Here is a 3,538-nt window from a genome sequence, read left to right as displayed (position 1 = left end):
AGTATTAGCAGTACTCGTTAAACATTTACCAGATAAACAACGTAAACGAGCGTTAATGTATGGGATGTTAGGTGCCTATTTTTTTAGATTTTTATTCATTGGTATAGGGGTATACCTTGTAGAGTTTTGGTTTATTAAAGTGTTAGGTGCTTTATATTTGGCTTGGCTCTGTGTGGCTCATTTTCTTCACATAGGGAATGAAGATAGTGTGAAAGAAGTAAAAAAATCAGGATGGATGGTACGTTTTTTTGGCACCTTTTGGGCAACGGTCATCTCTGTTGAACTAATGGACATTGCATTTTCAATCGATTCCATATTTGCTGCCTTTGCCGTATCAGATCAAGTGTGGGTGCTTTTAATTGGAGGAATGTTAGGGATTTTAATGATGAGAACGATTGCAGGTGTTTTTTTAATCATTATCGAAAAAATTCCTGAGCTCGAAGCAACAGCCTTTATAATTATTGGGGTCATTGGCTTAAAAATGTTAGTGAGTGTTGTCAATATCCATATACCACATTATTTATTCTTCTTATTCTTAGTAGTTGCTTTTCTAATCACCATGGTTGTGCATATTATGAATAAAGTAAGAGCTTCCTAATAAAAACGTTCTGTTCTCAAAGATAAAATGAGAACAGAACGTTTTTTATTTTACATATTTGTCAGGATCAACAATATAGAATTTTTCAACATTGAGCCAGCTCTCACTCATTGGTTCACCGTCATCAATGCGTTTTTCAGTTTCCTGCATCATCCAGCCCGTTTGTGATGCATGGGCTTGTAATGCTTTTAATTTGTCCATTCTCATTTCACGAATATCGTAGACAATATGCGGTTCACCATTTTTTTCAATCGTATCATTGGCAAAAGCGCATCCAAATACTTGTGGACGAGCAGCCTTTGGCATACGGCGTACAGCCTCTACAACAGCACGCGCTGTTGCTTCGTGGTCTGGATGAACTGCAAAACCAGGTAAGAATGTGAAAATTAAAGAAGGCATTAGCTCTTCAATTAGACCTTCCACTAATTTTACCATTTTCTCATCATCTTCAAATTCAATTGTTTTATCTCGCAAACCAAGCATACGTAAATCTTGAATACCCATTGCCTCTGCTGCTGCTACTAGTTCCTTACGGCGGATTTCAGGTAAGGACTCACGCGTTGCAAAGGGTGGATTACCTAAATTACGTCCCATTTCGCCTAATGTTAAACAGGCATATGTAACAGGTGTATTCATTTTCTTTGTATAGTAGGCGATTGTACCGGCAACTGAAAAAGCCTCATCATCTGGGTGAGGGTACACAATTAAAATATGACGTTGTGGTTGTAAATTCAAATAATCGTCCCCCTTAGTAACTAAATGGCGTTTCACTAATTTCAAGTGCAATCGCCAATTTTCCAGAATAGTCTAGTCCAGCCATTAATAAACGGCCTAAATCATCTAATTCAAAATGTGTAATGCCTTGTGCATAAACCCAACCATGAGGTAATTTTAAACCAACACGATGCGGTGCATGATCTACCACTTTAGCAAGCTCATAATTAATCTTAGCATTGCGAATAAAAGCACCTGCATTAAAGAATTTTTCATCATAGTGTGCTGCATAAGAACCGTTTGTCGTCTCAAGATGAATATAAACGTCTTTGTTGGCGAAAGAATTCAGCAATTCTTGCAACGTCTCTACTTGTACTTCTTGCATCTTAACACTCCTCTCGATCATTTCTCCTTTTAGTATAGTAAAAAAAATTCGCAAAGGGAAATTGATTGCTTTGGTATTAAAAATTCATGATTTATTTACATTGAGCCTCGGAGTTATTGCTACTTACACTTTGTTTTGGAAGTAGATAAATAAACGCCAAGATTTTTTTAGACTGGCAAGTAAAATTTAGCGAGAATGATTAACTAAACAAACTCATACATTTCTCTAATAATTCTGAGACGTCTTCAAGGTAAATGAATCATCATCTCTTAATCTATGATAAATTTTTAAGCAATATTCTTGAAAAAATTATTGTAATGTATCAATATAGGGAGTGTGAAAATAAATATGTACAAAATGTGTCGTTTTGTATTATATCCATCTTCACATCCTAATAGATATTGCAACCATGACTTCTTCCTAAATCGTGTGTGTAGACAGCTCCAGCTGTTAGAGGGAGTATTATTTCGGTAATAACGAACTCTATCTTGGTACAATAGATGACGTTCCTTTAACAGGTATACAGGTTGCTGTGAAAAAGGAAGAAAAATGAAGCTCATTATCATAGTATAGTAAAAAACCGCGATTCTCTTTTATGACGGAGAGTCGCGGTTTTTTATTGAGTTTTTGTGTAGGCTATGTATTCGTTAGTATCGATTAAGCTTGCGCTCTATCGCATCTAAACGATTGTTCATATTTTGTAGCTGCTTATACATTTGCCTCATATAAAGATTTTGATCTTGGGTTTCAGTTGTCTTGGCCTGTGCTAATTCTTCCTCCTCCTGCAGAGCTAATATGGTGGCAAGGGTGGATAATGAGTAACCAAGTGTTAATATAATGGAAGAAATTACTTCAACTTTTGAAGAGGTGATTTCTCCTGCTAGTAATCCTGATTCTTCCGTTACGTCCTCTATCTTGTTTTTTTTCATCTTTTCCCCTCCCATACAGCTAATATATGGGATACGAAGTCCTAACGTATCTTGTCCCATTTTAACTTTAGCTGATACGTAAACAATAAAGAATCGTTTAAAGATTGTAATATTCTGAAAATTAAATAAAACTTGAAAACAGGGGAAAGAAAGGTGGCAGCGACTGCATTATTAACCTCTGTAGCATTAGATGACAACAAAAAATCTGCGTTAGTTCCCCGTGCTATCCCCGAAACGGTGGAGGAAACGAAGTTGCATGAAACTGCTTCAGAGCGAGCAAAGGCACGTGCTGAGCGTAAAAAGGAAAGTAAGGCTTTAGCCCAATTTATCTCAATAAATGACCCATGGGATTATCGGCTTGAGATGATGGAGAAATATCTGTAAAGAAAAGGGATGTCTCAAATAACTTTTGAGGCCATCCCTTTCATAATTAAACTTCAGTTACTGTTACTTGTGGAGCACCATAACGGGATTTTGCTCCGTGCATGACAGGACCAACATAGTCATTTAGAGCCCAGCCATGTGCGATGGCAGCTGATACAAATTCTTTTGCCTCAATAACAGCATCTTTAATAGAAAGACCGTTGGCAAGGTTTGCCGTTACAGAAGCAGCAAATGTACAGCCTGCACCATGGTTATTAGTCGAAGCAACTTTCTCAGATTCTAATAGGAAGAATGTTTCTCCATCGAAGAATAGGTCTGTTGCTTTTTCTGTTGCTAGTGCTTTTCCACCTTTGATGACAACAGCTTTTGCACCTAGTTCATGGATTTTTCGTGCTGCAGTTTTCATTTCATCTATTGTTTTGGGTGTACCTGTCCCAGCTAATTGTCCAGCCTCGAAAAGATTAGGTGTTGTGACTGCTGCTAATGGTAAAAGATGTTTTATCATAGCATCTGTGTTACCAGGGTTCA

6 protein-coding genes are annotated in these 3,538 nt (G+C 37.2%); 2 read left to right on the top strand and 4 right to left on the bottom strand.

What is annotated here, in order from left to right:
* Positions 1-598: TerC family protein (locus tag RT445_RS23355; protein ID WP_313471719.1), on the top strand; the 598-nt coding region annotated here is incomplete at its 5' end.
* A gap of 45 nt (positions 599-643) precedes the next feature.
* On the opposite strand, the gene bshB2 is transcribed toward RT445_RS23355, so the two are convergent.
* From bshB2 to RT445_RS23340, 3 genes are all read right to left on the bottom strand, one after another.
* The gene (gene bshB2 / locus RT445_RS23350; RefSeq protein WP_274795490.1) at positions 644-1,333 is read right to left on the bottom strand and encodes a bacillithiol biosynthesis deacetylase BshB2; all 690 of its coding nucleotides are present in this window, start codon (positions 1,331-1,333) and stop codon (positions 644-646) included.
* Positions 1,334-1,346: 13 nt separating this feature from the next.
* Positions 1,347-1,697 carry a YojF family protein gene (locus RT445_RS23345; protein WP_274795491.1) on the bottom strand — a complete coding sequence of 117 codons (351 nt, stop codon included), beginning with the start codon at positions 1,695-1,697 and terminating at the stop codon, positions 1,347-1,349.
* A gap of 647 nt (positions 1,698-2,344) precedes the next feature.
* A complete protein-coding gene (locus RT445_RS23340) occupies positions 2,345-2,626 on the bottom strand; it encodes a hypothetical protein (protein WP_274795492.1) in 282 nt (93 codons plus the stop codon).
* Positions 2,627-2,779: 153 nt separating this feature from the next.
* Here RT445_RS23340 and RT445_RS23335 point away from each other — a divergent pair, with 153 nt between their 5' ends.
* A complete protein-coding gene (locus RT445_RS23335; RefSeq protein ID WP_313471716.1) occupies positions 2,780-3,010 on the top strand; it encodes a hypothetical protein in 231 nt (76 codons plus the stop codon).
* 46 nt (positions 3,011-3,056) lie between these two features.
* Here RT445_RS23335 and thiD read toward each other — a convergent pair.
* The coding region (gene thiD / locus RT445_RS23330) for a bifunctional hydroxymethylpyrimidine kinase/phosphomethylpyrimidine kinase (RefSeq protein WP_313471714.1) at positions 3,057-3,538 on the bottom strand (482 nt) is incomplete at its 5' end.

This window comes from Lysinibacillus sp., assembly GCF_032093475.1.
In the GTDB taxonomy this organism is placed as follows: Bacteria; Bacillota; Bacilli; order Bacillales_A; family Planococcaceae; genus Lysinibacillus; species Lysinibacillus irui.
This window is presented reverse-complemented; position numbering and strand designations above follow the sequence as displayed.

Excerpts from the sequence above, each read along its gene's own strand:
- RT445_RS23345 (WP_274795491.1), bottom strand. The coding sequence starts at position 1,697 with ATGCAAGAAGTACAAGTAGAGACGTTGCAAGAATTGCTGAATTCTTTC.
- RT445_RS23340 (WP_274795492.1), bottom strand. The coding sequence starts at position 2,626 with ATGAAAAAAAACAAGATAGAGGACGTAACGGAAGAATCAGGATTACTA.